The organism is Collinsella sp. CLA-ER-H4 (assembly GCF_040092395.1).
Classification (GTDB): domain Bacteria; phylum Actinomycetota; class Coriobacteriia; order Coriobacteriales; family Coriobacteriaceae; genus Collinsella.
In genome coordinates, this window is sequence record NZ_JBBNLQ010000005.1 from 1 (window position 1) to 15,623 (window position 15,623).

General features: G+C 61.3%; 13 protein-coding genes and 2 tRNA genes. 5 read left to right on the top strand and 10 right to left on the bottom strand.

Going from position 1 to position 15,623, the window contains the following annotated elements:
• Positions 1 to 260 precede the first annotated feature (260 nt).
• Positions 261 to 1,232 (bottom strand): glycosyltransferase family 2 protein, encoded by a 972-nt coding sequence (locus AAAX34_RS04830; RefSeq protein ID WP_052044190.1) that lies wholly within the window; start codon positions 1,230 to 1,232, stop codon positions 261 to 263.
• Between the two features lie 160 nt (positions 1,233 to 1,392).
• Here AAAX34_RS04830 and AAAX34_RS04835 point away from each other — a divergent pair, with 160 nt between their 5' ends.
• The 3 genes from AAAX34_RS04835 (at position 1,393) to AAAX34_RS04845 (ending at position 3,148) form a co-directional block, all read left to right on the top strand.
• Positions 1,393 to 2,238, top strand: a complete 846-nt coding sequence (locus tag AAAX34_RS04835; protein ID WP_022094778.1) for an ABC transporter permease — start codon at positions 1,393 to 1,395, stop codon at positions 2,236 to 2,238.
• Between the two features lie 11 nt (positions 2,239 to 2,249).
• Positions 2,250 to 3,017, top strand: a complete 768-nt coding sequence (locus tag AAAX34_RS04840) for an ABC transporter ATP-binding protein (RefSeq protein WP_006236046.1) — start codon at positions 2,250 to 2,252, stop codon at positions 3,015 to 3,017.
• A gap of 54 nt (positions 3,018 to 3,071) precedes the next feature.
• Positions 3,072 to 3,148 (top strand) — tRNA-Arg (locus AAAX34_RS04845).
• 187 nt (positions 3,149 to 3,335) lie between these two features.
• Here AAAX34_RS04845 and AAAX34_RS04850 read toward each other — a convergent pair.
• From AAAX34_RS04850 to aroF, 9 genes are all read right to left on the bottom strand, one after another.
• The gene (locus tag AAAX34_RS04850) at positions 3,336 to 3,803 is read right to left on the bottom strand and encodes a DUF4869 domain-containing protein (protein WP_349110241.1); all 468 of its coding nucleotides are present in this window, start codon (positions 3,801 to 3,803) and stop codon (positions 3,336 to 3,338) included.
• 132 nt (positions 3,804 to 3,935) lie between these two features.
• Positions 3,936 to 4,373: a type II 3-dehydroquinate dehydratase gene (gene aroQ / locus AAAX34_RS04855; RefSeq protein WP_055309849.1), complete on the bottom strand. Its 438-nt coding sequence runs from the start codon at positions 4,371 to 4,373 to the stop codon at positions 3,936 to 3,938.
• A 64-nt stretch (positions 4,374 to 4,437) separates the two neighbouring features.
• The gene (locus AAAX34_RS04860; RefSeq protein ID WP_349110243.1) at positions 4,438 to 5,688 is read right to left on the bottom strand and encodes a shikimate kinase; all 1,251 of its coding nucleotides are present in this window, start codon (positions 5,686 to 5,688) and stop codon (positions 4,438 to 4,440) included.
• Entirely contained in the window at positions 5,689 to 6,834 is a 1,146-nt protein-coding gene (pheA, locus tag AAAX34_RS04865) for a prephenate dehydratase (protein WP_349110244.1), read from the bottom strand.
• 136 nt (positions 6,835 to 6,970) lie between these two features.
• Positions 6,971 to 8,068, bottom strand: coding sequence for a chorismate synthase (aroC, locus tag AAAX34_RS04870; protein ID WP_349110246.1), 1,098 nt, complete (start codon positions 8,066 to 8,068; stop codon positions 6,971 to 6,973).
• A 1-nt stretch (position 8,069) separates the two neighbouring features.
• Entirely contained in the window at positions 8,070 to 9,389 is a 1,320-nt protein-coding gene (gene aroA / locus AAAX34_RS04875) for a 3-phosphoshikimate 1-carboxyvinyltransferase (protein WP_349110247.1), read from the bottom strand.
• Positions 9,383 to 10,489: a 3-dehydroquinate synthase gene (aroB, locus tag AAAX34_RS04880; protein ID WP_349110248.1), complete on the bottom strand. Its 1,107-nt coding sequence runs from the start codon at positions 10,487 to 10,489 to the stop codon at positions 9,383 to 9,385. Before aroB ends, aroA begins: the two co-directional genes overlap by 7 nt.
• A gap of 36 nt (positions 10,490 to 10,525) precedes the next feature.
• The gene (locus tag AAAX34_RS04885) at positions 10,526 to 11,440 is read right to left on the bottom strand and encodes a prephenate dehydrogenase/arogenate dehydrogenase family protein (RefSeq protein WP_349110249.1); all 915 of its coding nucleotides are present in this window, start codon (positions 11,438 to 11,440) and stop codon (positions 10,526 to 10,528) included.
• 3 nt (positions 11,441 to 11,443) lie between these two features.
• Complete coding sequence (aroF, locus tag AAAX34_RS04890) at positions 11,444 to 12,466, bottom strand: 3-deoxy-7-phosphoheptulonate synthase (protein ID WP_195503099.1); 1,023 nt, start codon at positions 12,464 to 12,466, stop codon at positions 11,444 to 11,446.
• A gap of 204 nt (positions 12,467 to 12,670) precedes the next feature.
• Between aroF and AAAX34_RS04895 the strand changes: the two genes are divergently transcribed.
• Positions 12,671 to 12,747: transfer RNA gene (locus AAAX34_RS04895), tRNA-Arg, on the top strand.
• 76 nt (positions 12,748 to 12,823) lie between these two features.
• Entirely contained in the window at positions 12,824 to 15,547 is a 2,724-nt protein-coding gene (locus AAAX34_RS04900) for an HAD-IC family P-type ATPase (RefSeq protein ID WP_349110251.1), read from the top strand.
• Positions 15,548 to 15,623: the final 76 nt, after the last annotated feature.

Consider the following 15,623-nt stretch of genomic DNA (forward strand, 5'->3'; position numbering starts at 1 on the left):
TCGTGCCGGTATCGACCGCCGACTACTACGCGAGCGCCGAGGGCCCCGTCGCCCCGCGCCCGGTCCACTCCGCGCTCGACCTGTCCAAGCTCGAGGCTGCCGGCTTCCACATGCCCGACTGGGAGGAAGAGCTGGGGGAGTACATCAAGACGCTCTAGCCGCTATTAACTTTTCGAGAGTAAAAGCCGCCGTTCTTTAACGGCGGCTTTTCTTGTTGGTGGCTATCTGCGCAGTGGTGCCAATAGTATTTTGCGGAAGATCTACCTCTCGCTTGGCATGGAAGTAGGGTGGCCGGGCTGGTCGTCGTAGGCGTATTTGCTGTACACGTTGACCTCCCACTGCTTTTTTTCGACCTTTGCTACAGAATCTAGGATGAAGCCGGTCGCAAGGCTCAGGCCGCACAGGAACATAAACGAGGCGGCGAGCATAGCGGTGGGGAAGCGCGGGACGAGGCCGGTCTGGAAATATTCGACAACGATGGGCATGCCCAGGGCGAGGCCGAATACCGCGAACAGAAGCGCAACGAGGCTGAAGAACTTCAGCGGGCGGTAGTCCTTGAACAGCGTGCCGATCATCGCAACGACTTTAATGCCGTCGCTCACGGTGTTGAGTTTGGACTCGGAACCCTCGGGACGGTCGCGGTACTCGATGGGCACATCTTTGATGCGCCAGCGGTGGTCGACGGCGTGGATCGAGAGCTCGGTTTCGATCTGAAAGCCCTCGGAAAGCACTGGGAAGGTTTTAACGAACGGGCGGCTCATGGCGCGGTAGCCTGTCATGACGTCATCGAAGCTGTAGCCATAGATCCACTTGATCATGGCGCGGACCAGATTATTGCCAAAGCCGTGGAAGGCACGCTTGTTCTCCTCGGCGTAGGTGCCGTTGGAAAGGCGATCGCCTACGGTCATGTCGGCCGTGCCGTTAAGGATGGGCTCGCAGAGGGCCTTGGCCGCCTCGGCGGGGTAGGTGTCGTCTCCGTCGACCATCAGGTAGCAATCGGCGTCGATATCGCGAAACATCTGGCGGCACACGTTGCCCTTTCCCTGACGGGGCTCAAAGCGGACTGTGGCGCCGTGCTCGGTGGCAATGCGTGAGGTATCGTCCGACGAGTTGTTGTCATAGACATAGACCGTCGCCTGCGGAAGCTCGCGGTGAAAGTCGTCGATGACTTTGCCGATCGTGAGCGCTTCGTTGTAGCAAGGGATGATGACGGCGATGGATTCAGAATTCACTTAATGCTCCTTATACATTCAATCCTAGAAAGTATAGCCGTTTGGGCCTGGCATCCTAAGATGTGGGTTAGTTCTCCAGTTTTGTTGCGCGAATCGTTTGCATGGCCGTCGGGTCTATACTGTTCGTTTATCAACGATTACGAGTAAAGGAGTTGCATCCGTGTCGGATCAGACAAAGCAACAAGAAACTCGCAGTCTGCCTGCGACGTTTGCTAAGAACGAATTTGAGAAGGACGCGTTTATCCTTCGTCAGCTGGTTACCAAGGATTTTAAGATCAAGTATCGCCGTAGCGTTCTGGGCGTCGCATGGTCGGTGCTCAACCCGCTGCTGATGATGATCGTCATGGCCATCGTGTTCTCGACGATTTTTGGCCAGGGCCGCAATGGCTCAATGACGCCCGAGATGTACCCGCTGTACTTGATCGTGGGTAACATCACCTTTGCCGTCATGTCTGAGTCTACTAACCAGGCCCTGACGTCGATCGTGGGCGCTGCCCCTCTGCTCAAGAAGGTTAAGGTGCACCGCTGGGTTTTCCCGGTGCAGAAGGTGCTCTTCTCGCTGGTCAACTTTGCCTTCTCGCTGGTCGCCGTCGCCATCGTCATGCTGTGGTTCCGCGTTATGCCTTCTTGGCACCTGATTCTGTTGCCGGTTTGCCTGCTGCTGCTTATGTGCTTCTGCATGGGCCTGGGCATGATGCTCTCTGCCCTTACGGTCTTCTTCCGCGACGTTATGCATCTGTGGAGCGTCGTCATTACGGCGTGGACTTACATTACGCCCATCTTCTGGACGACTGACTATATTGCGCAAATGCCGCATCTCGTGCGTATCTTGATGTATGCGAACCCCATGTTCAACTACCTGCAGTTTATGCGCGATATCTTCCTGTTCCAGACTACGCCCTCGCTTATGACGTTTGGTATGTGCGTCGCTTGGGCGGTTCTTGCGCTTATTATTGGCTATACCGTGTTCCATAAGTCCGAGCGCAAATTTATCCTCTACATCTAAGGAGTGCTGTGATGACTGAATCTGTTGTTGATTACAGCGAGCAGCCTCTGGCTGTCGAGGTCGACGACGTCACCATGATCTTTAACATGGCGTCCGAGTCGCTGACCAACCTCAAGGAGTACTTCATTAAGCTTGCCAAGCACGAGCTGTTCTTTGAGGAGTTTAGGGCGCTTAAGCACATCTCGTTTGATATTCATCGCGGCGAGGTTGTGGGTCTGGTCGGCACCAATGGCTCCGGCAAGTCTACGATGCTCAAGATTATCGCTGGCGTTCTTGAGCCTAGCGAGGGCAGCGTTAAGGTGCACGGTAACATCGCGCCGCTGATTGAGCTTGGCGCCGGCTTTGACCCCGAGCTGACCGCCCGCGAGAACATCTATCTGAACGGCGCCCTGCTCGGCTATACCAAGGAGTTCATCGACGCCAACTTTGACGGCATTATCGAGTTCGCTGAGCTGCAGAACTTTGTCGATATGCCGCTTAAGAACTTCTCTTCGGGCATGGTGGCGCGTATCGCCTTTGCAATCGCGACGATTACCGAGCCCGATATTCTGATCGTTGACGAGACGCTGTCCGTCGGTGATGTGTTCTTCCAGCAAAAGTGTGAGGCCCGCATCCAGCACTTTATTCAGAGCGGCGACGTGACGGTTCTGTTCGTTTCGCACTCTATGGAGCAGGTTGAGCGCATCTGCCAGCGTGCCGTTTGGATTGAGAAGGGTGACCTTCGCATGGACGGCCCGGTCGATGAGGTCTGCAAGGCGTATCGCGAGCAGTTCAACTAGGTTATAATTACTTGCGCCTGACAGGCTTGCGCTTGCTTGGGCGTGCGGCTATTTGCTCCATTAGCTCAGTTGGATAGAGCAGGGGACTTCTAATCCCAAGGTCGACGGTTCGAATCCGCCATGGAGCACCATCGTTTGTTAAGCCCGGACCGCTTGGTGGTCTGGGCTTTTTTCATCTTGCTGATGTGGATTGGCCTTTCAGCGACTCCACGCATGGGCGTAGCCTCGGTTTTAAACGTTTTGCGTGGCTTACTGCTCTGCCCTCGAACACTCCGATAAGTCTTTCGCAACCGCATTCAGCGATTACGGCAATAGAACTTAGTGCGGCATTCTAGTCGCATCTTCAACATCCAGAAAATCATTCGTGGCACCAACAAACTCCTGCATGTTCCTGACGATGCGGCCATCGTTATCGATGCGAATCTCAAAACGCTTCCAGGGGAACTTCATGATGTGGTAAAGGGTTACCAGCACATCCTGTTCTTTGCCAATTTTGAGCAGCCAACGGGCGCAGTTATCGACGCAGGTGGAAGCATTAAAGATCATGTTGGGGAGATTGCGGACAAGCAGGAGCGTCTTTACTCCGCCGGATAACTCGAGCGGGCTGATCGAGCCCAGCTGCTTGCTTATGATGTTGTGAGAGCCGATGAGCTCCGATCCGTTAACGCCTTTAATAATTTGCGCAGCCATGGGGTCTTCGAACCATGAATCCAAGTACGAGTTCCTAAAGTAGGTCTTGGTATCGTAGATGGAGCCGGGGTAATCTCCCAGATGAATGCTCAGCATGCGGGTCTCCAGACATTGTGTGACTGCAACGATTATATGCCAGTAATAAAATGCCGGCAGCAGCGAGATTGCTGCTGCCGGCACTGGCGTTGTAGTCACGCGAATCAGCGTTCGTGAATTGTCACCGTTTGCTTACTTTTCGAGACGCTCCCTCAGCAGCTCCAGGGCATGGGCGTAGCCTTGGAGGCCTTCGCCGGTGATGGTGGCGAAGCAGGCCAGGCGGGCGTAGCTTACCTGGCGGAAGTCCTCGCGGGTCTCGACAGCGCTGATGTGGACCTCCACAGCCGGGATGGCGACGGCTTTAAGGGCATCCAGGATGGCCACGCTGGTGTGCGTGTAGGCAGCCGGGTTGATGACGATGCCGTCGACCTTGCCGTAGGCCTCCTGGATCTTGTCGACGATGCTGCCCTCGTGGTTAGACTGGAAGACCTCGACCTCGTCGAAGCCCTGTGCGGCACCCGCTTCCTGACAGATCTGCACTAAGCGATCGTAGTTGTCGCTGCCGTAGATGCCTGGCTCGCGAATGCCGAGCATGTTGAGGTTGGGGCCGTTAATGACGAGTGCTTTCATGGTTGCTTCCTTTGCGGTTGAAAAACCACCACAAAGGTGCCTGCCCCCTTTGTGGTGGTTTTGGTTAGAGAGCGGGTGGGAGGGTGTCGAGGAGGGCATGGGCGGTGTTGGCGGCGCAGTCGCGTGAGTCGATGATGTAGTCGGCCCAGGCGCGGTAGCGCGGCATGCGCTGTTCCGCCAGCTTATCGATGCCATCGCGGGCGGTGATGGGGCGACCCTTGTGGGCAAGTTCGTCGAGCTTGCGGTTGAGCATCACGATCTGGCTGTTCTGGTGCAGCAGCGGATAGTTTTCGTCGCGCGTGACCACGCCGCCGCCGGTGGAGAGCACCAGGCCGCTGCGCTTGGAGATGTCGGCCAGCGCCGCCGTCTCCTGCTCGCGGAAGGCCGCCTCGCCGCGCTCGACGATAAAGTCGGCGCAGGGCATGCCCAGGCGCTCCTCGAGGGCGCGATCGAGGTCGATGTGCTCGCGTCCCGTGAGCTGGGCGATCTGCTCGCCCACGCGGGTCTTGCCCGAGCCCGGCATGCCGATTAGCGCGATGTTCTGCTCGCGGCGGGACAAGCGCTCCGTTACGTCCAGGATGCGCTCGCGCGGGGTGGCTTGGCTGGTGTAACGCTCGACGGCCTGTGCTGCCTGGGCAACAAGCATGAGCAGACCGCCGATGCAGGGGATCCCGCGGCGCTCGGCCTCGAGCATCAGGCCCGTGCGGGCGGGGTTGTAGACAATGTCGATAACGCCTTCGAGCGCATCGAGCCCTTCGAGCGTGCAAGGCGCGTCGGGGCAATGGGGGAACATGCCGGCAGGTGTGCAGCTGACGAGCAGGGCGGCGTCGGACTGCTGCGCGATGTTGTCGTAGTTAACCTCGCTCGTGCGACCCACGGGCACAACGATGGCGCCCAGGTCTTCCAGCACCATACTTGCCGTGGTACCGGCGCCGCCAGTGGCGCCGAGTACGAGAGCCTTCTTGCCGGCAACCTCCACACCCAGCTCCTCGACCAGGCACTGAAAACCGAAGTAGTCAGTATTATCGCCGCGTAGGCGGCCGTCGGGTAGGCGCGTGATGGTGTTGACGTTGCCCATGCGCTCGGCGAGCGGGCTCAGCTCGTTCAGATACTCCATGACGGCGCGCTTGTAGGGGATGGTCACGTTGGTGCCCTCCCACTCGTCGCCCATCATAAAGGCCGCGAGGTCCTCGGGCTCGCGCTCAAAACGCACGTACTCGAGCCCAGCGAGCTCCTTGTAGATGGTCGGGGTGTAGCTGTGGCCCAGCACACGGCCCAGCACGCCGTAGGGACGGGTTGCGGCGGTATCGGTCATCTAGAGCACCTCCGTGTAGCTGCCAAAGTAGGTGAAGCTCTCGCACACGTCGTCGATGGAATCGAGCAGGTCGTCGAGGGCCTTACTGCCAAAGGGGCAGTCCAGGTCAAAGTAGAACATAAACTCAAAGTCGTGCCCGGGGATGGGACGGCTCTCGAGCTTGATGAGGTTGATGTTGAGCGCGTAGAAGCGCTCGAGTACGCGGTAGAGGGCGCCCGGCTCATTGGCCGTGGTGATCATGAGCGAGGTGCGGTTGGCGCCGGGGTAGACGCGCGGCTCGCGGCTGATGACGACAAAGCGCGTGTAGTTGTTGTCCGAGTCCTGGATATTAGGCTCCAGTACCTCCAAGCCGTAGAGCGCCGCACAGCTGCGCGAGGCGATAGCGGCGACGTCGGTGCGCTCGGAGTTGGCGACCATCTCGGCCGACATGGCGGTGTTGGGGTATTTGGTGGCATGCAGGCCGTGGCCCTCGATAAAGCCGGCGCACTGGGCAATGGCTTGGCCGTGGCTGTAGACCTCGCGCACGTCGGCGAGTTTGGTGTCGGGCTTGGCGAGCAAGTTGTGGTCGATCTTGAGGCGAAGCGAGCGCACGATGTGGAAGTCGAACTGGGCGAGCAGGTCGTAGACGGCGTTGACCGAGCCGGCGGTGGAGTTCTCGATGGGCAGCACGCCAAACTCGCAGAAGCCGTCGCGCACAGCGCGCATAACGCCTTCGAAGGTCTCGAAAAACGCGATGTCGGGCACGTCGAAGAGCTTGCACGCGGCGATTTGACTGTAAGCGCCCTCAACGCCCTGGCAAGCGACGGTGGCAGTTTGAGGGAAGGGCGTGTCGGAGGCTGCAGCCGTGGCGTGGGCCTTTTGCGAGACAGTGATGCCCTTGAGTTCGTTGATGTAGCGCTGCTGCTCGGCCTTGCTCATGCTCATGAGGAGACGGAACAGGGTGATGGTCTGCGCCTCGTAGCGCTCGGGCGCGCGGCTGGCGAGGTTGTTGAGCTTGGAGCGCTCGCGGGCGGGGTCGAAGACGGCCTTGCCCATCTCGATTTTTGACTTGGCGACTTCGGTGGCAATGTCCATGCGCTCGACAAAGCTGTTGAGGAGCGTGGTATCGATGGCATCGATGGCCTGGCGAATATCGGCAAGGTCCATGGAGACCCCTTTCACGTGTCGGTGATTTTTCTGGGACGGGGATTAAAAAATCATTGTGTACCTAATGATTTTTTAATCCCCGTCCCAGAAAAATCACTGGGTGGGCGTGGGGGCCGGAGCTGGCCCCCGGAGATTTTTAGCGCTGGGCGGCGTCCTCAAGGAGGGCGTCCCAAATCGCGAGGGCAGCTGCTGCTTCAGCTACGGGGACAGCTCGGGGGACGATACAGGGATCGTGACGGCCGTGCACCGAGAGTTCGGCATTTTCCATGGCGTCCATGTCTACGGTCTGCTGCTCGCGGCCAATTGAGGGCGTCGGCTTTACGGCCATGCGCCACATGACGGGCGCGCCGGTCGTAATACCGCCCAGGATGCCGCCGGCGTTATTGGACTCGACTTCGATCTTTCCGGTCTCGGCGTCGATGCGATACGGATCGTTGTTCTCGCTGCCGCGCATGGCGGCCACGGCAAAGCCCATGCCAAACTCCACGCCCTTTACAGCGGGAATGCCAAACGCGATTTGCGCGATGCGGTTCTCGATGCCGTCGAACATGGGGTCACCGATGCCTGCGGGAAGCCCGTAGATGCCGCACTCCACGATGCCGCCGATGCTGTCGAGCTCGTCGCGCGCGGCCAGAATCTCCTCGCGCATGCGACCGGCAGCGGCAGCGTCAATGCAGGGCAGGTCGTTCGTAAGGATCGCCTTGCGGTCGGCCTCGCGATAGACCATGTCGTCCATGGGCAGGTCGGAGATGCCGCCGATCTGCGCGACGTGCGCCATGACCTTGATGCCACGGGCTTCGAGTGCCTGCAGCGCAATACCGCCGGCGATGCATAAGGGGGCCGTTAGGCGGCCGGAGAAGTGCCCGCCGCCGGCGACGTCGTGCATGTTGTGGTACTTCACACGCGCCGGAAAGTCTGCGTGCCCGGGGCGGGGCTTGCGGCGCAGCTCGGAGTAATCCTTGGAGCGCGTGTTGGTGTTCTCGATAATCGCGGCGATGGGCGCGCCGGTGGTATGTCCATCGACAACACCGGCGATGATGTGGGCGGCGTCGGCCTCGCGGCGTTTGGTCGCGGTCTCGTCGCGACCGGGGGCGCGACGGTCGAGGAAGGCCTGCAGTTTCTCCTGGTCCACGGCGATGCCCGCCGGGATGCCATCGAGCGAGCAGCCGATAGCGGGGGAGTGCGACTGGCCGAAGATGCTTAAGTGCAAGACGTTGCCAAAGGTCGAGGACATGCTATTCCTCCTCGAGCGTGACCTTGCCGCCCAGCAGGCGGTAGTGGTCGAAGAAATCGGGATAGGACTTGTTGACGGCCTCGGCGCCGTGGATCACGACCTCGCCGGTGGCGCGGCTCGCAGCGATGGCGGCCATCATGGCGATGCGGTGGTCGTTGTGCGAATCGACCTCGCCGCCGGTGAAGGCATCGACACCCCTGATGATGAGGTCATCGCCGGCAATGCGCACCTGTGCGCCCAGCGCGGTGAGCTCGCGGGTGGTGGTGACCAGGCGGTCGGATTCCTTGATACGCAGACGGGCGCAATCGCGGATGAACGTGCGGCCCTGAGCCAGCGAGGCCACGGCCGAGATAACGGGCACCAGGTCGGGGATGTCGTGGGCGCTCATCTCAAAGCCGGCGAGCTTGTCGGACTGCACGGTGGCGGCGTTGGTGGAGCGCACGATGCGGGCGCCAAAGCGCGAAAGCGCGGCAAGCACGTTGCGGTCGCCCTGCGCGGAGCTCAGCGACACGCCCTCCACGGTGATGGGGTCGGTGCCGATGGCGCCAGCGCACAACCAAAAGGCGGCGTTGGACCAGTCGCCCTCGACGGCCACGCTGCCGGGCGTGCGGTACGAGCCACTGCTCACGCGGAAGTTCGTGACCTCGGGCTGACCGTCCTTGGCGGGAATGCGCTCGACGTTGACCTCGACGCCAAAGGCCTTCATGGCCTGGATCGTCAGGTTGATGTAGGGGCGGCTCTCAATGAGGCCGGTCACCTGCACGCAGGAGGGCTGGGCGAGCAACGGGGCTGCCAGCAGCAGGCCCGAGATGTACTGCGAGCTCACGTTGCCCGGCAGCACAAAGGTGCCCGGGCGCATGCGTCCGCTCGTCTTGAGCGGAAAACCGCCCAGGCCCTGCAGGTCGCAACCGGCGGCGATAATCTCGTCCGAGAGCGGAGAGAGCGGGCGGGCGCCCAGACGACCCTGGCCCACAAAGGTGGCCTCTGCGCCTAACGCGCAGGCGACGGGCAGCATAAAACGCAGCGTGGAGCCGCTCTCGCCGCAGTCGAGCGTGCCGCCTGCAAGTGCTTTGAGCAGGCCAAACTCAATACTCTTCATGGTGGGGTGGACCTGGAAGCCGTCCTCGACGGTCTCAATGCGAGCACCCAGGGCCGTAAGGCAACGCACCGTAGCCTCGATGTCGGCGCAGGTGGTGTTACAGGTGACGTGTGTCTCGCCGTTGGCAAGCGCAGCGCAGATGATCAGGCGATGCGCCATCGACTTGGACGCGATGGCGGGAACGGTGCCCTTGAGCGGGGACGGGGTGATGCGGGCTAGCATGCGGATGCGTCTCCCTTCTGGCCGAGGCCCTCGGCAATGAGTTCGTGGAAAGTGGAAAGCGGCGTGCGGTCGATGCTGCAACGGCCAATGTCGTGCGGAATTACCAGTTCGATAGTGTCACCGGCGCGCTTTTTGTCGTGGAGTGCCTCGGCAAAGACGGCGTCGGCCGAAAGCTCGCAGCGGGTCTTGAGGCCGTGGCGCGCGCAGAGCTCCTCGATGCGAGCGGGAAGTTCGGCGTCGCAAATGCCGTGCAAGGCCGCGGCGCGCGTGATGATGCCCATACCGATTGACACGCAGTTGCCGTGCCCCAGCTCATAGTTCTCGCAGGCCTCGACGGCATGTCCGGCGCTGTGTCCAAAGTTGAGGAGCTTTCGCTGGTTGGTTTCGCGCTCGTCGGCAACGACCACGGCGCGCTTGATGTCGATGTTGCGGGCGATGATAAGCGCCACGCGGGCCACATCCTGGTTGAGCAGCTCCAGCGTGAGCGGGGTCTTCTCCAGCTCGGCGAAAAGCTCCGGATAGGCAATCACGGCATGCTTGACGACCTCGCCGCAGCCGTCAGCGAACTGCTCGGGCGTGAGGGTGGCCAGGCACCCCACGTCGGCGATAACCACGCTCGGCTGCCAAAAGACGCCGGCCAAGTTCTTGCCGGCAGCCAGGTCGATGGCCGTCTTGCCGCCCACCGACGAATCCACCATGGCGAGCAGACTCGTGGGGATCTGCACAAACTTGCAGCCGCGCATGTAGGTGGCGGCCACAAAGCCCGCCACGTCGCCCACGACGCCGCCGCCGAGTGCTACGATCACGTCGGAGCGCGAAAGCTCGTGCTCGGCCACAAACTCCAAAATGGCAACATAGGTCTCGGCGCGCTTATGGGCCTCGCCGGCCTCGAAGGTGCAGATGCTCACCTCGTAGCCTGATGCCTCCAGACTCTGCTTAACTGGCATTTGGTAGAGCGGGCCCACGTTGGTGTCCGTCACGATGACGGCCTTGGTGCCGCCGGCAGTGGCGCGCACGAGCGGTCCCGCCTGCTCCAGCAAAAACGTGCCAACATGCACCTGGTAGGGGCGTGCAGTGTCGATATCGATGGTAATCGCCATAAGCTTCGGTCCTTTCGACCTGGCGTGATAGGTGGTCTAGTGGGAGGCCTCGTCGTCGAGCGCGCGCTTGATGCGGTCGCCCTCGGCAAGGAGATTCTCCAGATAGCGCTGGTCGCGGTCCTTAAGGGCGCGGCTGTAGGCGCCGAGCGATTCGATAAGATGGTCGATCTCGAAGGCGAGCGCATCGGCGTCGTCGATCATAAGCTCGGACCACATCTGAGGATTGAGGTGCGCCACGCGGGTGAGATCGCGGTAGCTACCGGCTGAAAAGCCGTGGTGGACCTGGGCGGTCGGGCTCTTTACGTAGGCGTTGGACACCACGTGCGCAAGCTGGCTCGTGAAGGCGATGACGCGGTCGTGCTCGGCGGCGCTGGTCACGCTGAACTTGCCAAAGCCCAAGGGGCGCACCATCTCGCGCACCTGGCCCAAGAGCTCCAGCTTAAGGGCATCGTCTACCGCGGGCGGAACGAGCACCAGGGGAGCGCCCTGGAACAGGTCGGCGCGGGAGTGCGCGTAGCCCGAGAACTGCGTGCCCGCCATGGGGTGCGCGCCCACAAAGTAAAAGCCGTTCTCGCGGGCAAGCTCAAAGGCGCGCTCGCACACGATGCCCTTGACGCCCACGGTGTCGATCACCACGGGACCCATGATGGCGTCGGTGTCGGTGGCGTCGGCGAGCGCCTGGGCGTGCGCCTCGAGCCACTCGATGCATGCCTCGGGATAGCAGGCAAGGACGATGATGTCGCATTCGCCGAGTGTCTTGTCGTTGAGCTCTCCGGCGACAGTGCCCATGCTGGCGGCCGTCATGACATCGTCATCGGGGTCCCAGGCCAGCACGCGAACGCCCGCCTGCGCATAGCCGCGGGCAAAGCTGCCGCCGATGAGGCCAAGGCCGACGATGCCCGCGCATTTGGGACCGCCCTGGTTAACGCGCGCGTTTCTCACCGTACCCATGGGCTACTCCATGGTCTCTTGGCAGACGACCTCGCGGATGGCTCGGATGCGGCGCATGGTGTCATCGAACTGATCGGGGGTGAGGGCCTGGGCGCCGTCGGACCAGGCGCGGCTCGGCTCGTCGTGGACCTCGATCTCCAGGCCGTTGGCACCGCAAGCGGTCGCGGCGAGCGCCATGGGCTCAACGTAGCGGGTGTAGCCGGTGGCGTGGCTGGGGTCGGCGACGACGGGCAGGTGCGACAGGTGGTGCAGCACCGGCACGGCGTTGAGGTCGAAGGTATTGCGGGTGCGGGTCTCGAAGGTGCGGATGCCGCGCTCGCACAGGATGACGTTGTCGTTGCCCTCGCTCATGATGTATTCGGCTGCCATAAGCAGCTCGTCGATCGTGCCGGACATACCGCGCTTGAGCAGGACCGGGGTCTTGGTCTTGCCGACCTCTTTGAGCAGGGGGAAGTTCTGGGCGTTGCGGGCGCCGATCTGCATGACGTCAATCTTCTTGTCCAGGAAGACCTGCACGTCGCGTGGGTCCATGATTTCGGTGACGATCGGCATGTCGAGCTCGGCGGACGCCTCGCACAGCAGGTCGAGGCCGGCGGGGCCCATGCCCTGGTAGGCGTAGGGGGAGGTGCGGGGCTTGTAGGCACCGCCGCGCAGCATCGTGGCACCGGCGGCCTTCACGCGGCGGGCGATGCGGATGAGGTTCTCGCCCTCGACGGAGCAGGGGCCGGCGATGACCTGGAATTGATCGCCGCCGATCTTGACGCCGTGGCCGCAGTCGATGACGGAGTCCTCGGGGTGGAACTTGCGGTTGGCGCGCTTGAACGGCTCGGAGACGCGCTGCACGCGCTCGACGACATCCATGGACTCGAGCAGGAACGGGTCGATCTTGGTCGTATCGCCCACCAGGCCGATGATGGTCTCATTCTCGCCGCGCGAGACATCGGTCTTCAGGCCCTTTTTCTCAATCCAGCTGACGATATGGCCGACGGCCTCGTCGCTGGCGCTCTGCTTTAAAATTGCAATCATGGTGTGCCTCTCACCTCGATGGATAACTTTTGCAAAAACGGCCCGCATCGCGAGCCGTGTATATATGGTGCATGAGAGTTTATACTATCTGACTCGCTTTTGCCTTCTAAAGTGGGCCGTTGCGCCGCGTCTTCCTCGGAATTGCAAAGCTTTTTCTTTTTTTTTGATAGCCCGTGGTGCACTTGGGTATAATGCCAAACGTTGGCCCTATTAGCTCAGGGGATTAGAGCGTCTGCCTCCGGAGCAGAAGGCCGTTGGTTCGAATCCAACATGGGGCACCATCGAACGTAAGACCGTCCGAACCTCGCATGGTCCGGGCGGTTTTTCTTATACCGACGCGACGTGATGGGACGTGGTATGGCAGCAACGGATATCGAGCGCGGACTCTCGACCGCCGAGGTTGAGGAGCGCATCGCCGCCGGTAAAATCAACCGCAACATGGAACTCAAGACCAAGTCGGTCAAAGAGCTCATCATCGAGAACCTCTGCACGCTGTTCAATTTGATCAACGTGATCTTGGCTTTCCTGGTCATTTTGACCGGTTCGTTTAAGAATCTGACGTTCCTGTTCGTGGTGTTCCTCAATACCGCTATTGGCGTCATCCAGTCCATGCGTTCCAAGAAGATGGTCGATAAGCTCACGCTGCTGACCTCCAAGAAGGCCATCGCGGTGCGCGATGGCGCCGAGGTGGAGCTCGACCTGGACCAGATCGTGCTCGACGACATCATCCGCTTGGGGCGCGGCGACCAGATTCCCGCCGACGCCGTGGTGGTGTCGGGCGAGGCGCTCGTGAACGAGAGCCTGCTGACGGGCGAGAGCGACCTTATTAAGAAACAGCCAGGCTCTGAGCTCATGAGCGGCAGCTTTATCGACTCGGGCCTGCTGCGCGCCCGCGTGATCCATGTCGGCGCCGACAACTACGTGGCCAAAATTAATAACGAGGCCAAGTACGTCAAAAAGGTTAATTCCGAGATCATGAACGCGCTGAACGCCATCGTGCGCTTTGCGAGCATCATCATGATCCCGCTCGGTTTGGCGTTGTTTGCCTCGAGTGTGAGCGAGCTGTGGGATGCCGCGGGAACCCCGGGCGATAGCGCGCTTTCGTGGTGCTTCTCCGAGCTGTTGGCCGGTCATGTGCCTTCGTCGGCGCTGCTGTCCACGGTGGGCGCCCTGCTGGGTATGATCCCGCAAGGCCTGGTGCTGCTGACTTCGTCGGTGCTCGCCATCGCCACGGTGCGCCTGGCCCGCCGCAAGGTGCTGGCACAGCAGCTCTACTGCATCGAGACACTCGCTCGCGTCGACGTGCTGTGCCTGGACAAGACGGGCACCATCACGTCGGGCCGTATGGAGGTCGAGGGCACGTATCCGCTGCCTGTTGAGGGTGTTGGCTTTGGCGTGGACTCGGACGAGGCGGCTGTTCCCGTCGATACCACAGTGCTCGATTTTGCGCTGGCTAACGTGGCACGTGCGACTTCGGCCGATGCCAACGAGACCTGCCAGGCGCTGCTCAACTATTACGCCGATCGCCCGGTCGAGGTGTCTGAGCCGCTGTCGGTCATTCCATTCTCGTCGTCTAAAAAATGGAGCGGCGCTTCTTTTGCGCAGGGCTCCTACGTAATGGGCGCCGCGCAATTTGTGCTCTCTGATCGTGCGTTTGCCCAGGTCGAGAACCGTGTCGCCGAGCTTGCCGATACCTGCCGCGTGCTCGTGGTGGCGCGCGTGGACGGCTTTACGCCCGATGGGGATATGGTGGGCGAGGCCGAGCCCGTGGGATTTGTGACCATCCGCGACGAGATTCGTACCTCGGCGGCCGAGACCATCGGCTACTTTAACGAGCAGGGCGTGACCCTCAACGTGATCAGCGGCGACGACCCGCGTACGGTGTCGTCGATCGCGCGCGTGGTGGGCGTGCCGGGGGCGGACGCTTATGTGGACGCCACGACGCTCGATACGCCGGCCAAGCTCGATGCCGCAGTGGACCGCTACCATGTCTTTGGTCGTGTGACCCCGCAGCAGAAGCGCGAGCTCGTGCAGGCGCTCAAGCGCCGCGAGCACACCGTGGCTATGACGGGCGACGGCGTCAACGACGTGCTGGCGCTCAAGGAGGCCGACTGCTCCGTCGCCATGGCGGCCGGCTCCGATGCCGCGCGTAATGTGGCCGAAATCGTACTCGTCGACAACGATTTTGCCTCGATGCCCGCCGTGGTGGCCGAGGGCCGTCGCTCCATCAACAACCTGCAGCGTTCGGCCTCACTGTTCCTGACCAAGACGCTGTTCTCGATGGGCCTGGCGGCGCTGTGTATCGCGCTGCCGCCGTACCCCTTCGAGCCCATCCAGATGACGCTCATTAACTTCTTCTGCATCGGCGCGCCGGGCTTTGTGTTGGGCCTGGAGCCCAACAATGCTCGTGTGAAGGGTGCGTTTTTGACGAACGTACTCAAGCGTGCACTGCCGGCGTCGATTGCGGTCATTTTGGCTGCGGCGCTCGACATCTTTGTGGCGCGCGTGTTTGGCTTTAGCCAGCTCACGCTGTCTACGATGTGCCTGCTTACGTCGTGCGCGGCGAGCGTCAGCCTAATCTGGCGCATCTCGCAGCCTCTCACGCCCTTACGTGTGGTGCTCTTTGTGTTTGTAGTCGCCGGCATCCTGGTGGGCGTTATCGGATTCCCGGAGCTGCTGTCTATTGCCAACCTGTCGATGGGCCAGATGGTTATCTTGGCTGTTATCGTGGTCTTTACCTGCTCGGTGTTCTTTAAGCTCGCCACGATGATGGATTCGCTCAAGCCGCGTCGTCGTCATGCCGCAACTGGTTTTGGCCGCGGTGTGCGCGTCCGCCTGGGTCGCGGTGGCGGCAAAGTGAGCTCGACGGGCTCGACGGCCGAACGTTTTGCCAAGCGCGTCGCCGCCGACATGGCGCAGCGCCGCGAAGATCGCACCGCTCGCGAGGCCGAGGCCCGCGCACTCGAGGGCGTGGCCCAGGCCCAGCCCAAGAAAAAGAAGAGTACCGGAGCCAAGCGCTCTCGCGTGACCAAGTCCGCCCAAGGCATCAAAGTCTCGATGCCAAGCAAAAAGAAGAAGTAACTACGCGCCCTGCCGATGTTGAATTGGTGCCTTGCTCCTGTGGGGCCGTGGCGATGTTATGCTCTAACCTCGATTG